This is a genomic window from Candidatus Symbiothrix dinenymphae, from assembly GCF_001431085.1.
This window is the reverse complement of the sequence record NZ_BBRU01000331.1, coordinates 1-501: the sequence shown is the minus strand read 5'-3', so window position 1 is coordinate 501 and position 501 is coordinate 1. Positions and strand designations below refer to the sequence as shown.

Sequence of the window (501 nt, the reverse complement as noted above, 5' to 3'; positions counted from 1 at the left end):
CCTCTAAAGAGAGCAAAATAATCTCTTACAATGACATCCTATTAAACGTTCTTAAGCAATGCGAAGATGATAAAACAGAGATACCTTCCTCTGATATTACAGAAAAATTAATGAAGAAAATAACAGTTAAAAAACTTGATGACCGTGTTAGTTATAGGAGTCGTAAATAATTTATGTTGCTTTGTACAATCGCTCCCACTGGATGACAAGGGCAATGATTTTTTCAAAACACTGAAATAATGCACTACAATTTTGACGAAATACTCAATCGAAAAGGCACCGGTGCGCTCAAGGTGGATGCGCTGGAGGAGCGGTTTGGCAATGCCGATTTGATTCCGTTGTGGGTGGCTGACATGGATTTTCGATGTTGCGACTCCATCGTTGAAGCCCTGCGAAAACGTTGCGATTTAGGCATTTTCGGCTATTCAACCACTCCTGACGAGTATGTGCAAGCGATTGTCAATTGGCTGCAAACCAAACATCGCTGGACGGTATCCAGAG

Annotated in this window: 1 pseudogene; it reads left to right on the top strand. The window is 41.3% G+C overall.

The features are described from left to right. Positions 1 to 239: 239 nt before the first annotated feature. Positions 240 to 501, top strand: a pseudogene (locus tag ASC50_RS04010) (cystathionine beta-lyase); the annotation flags it as partial.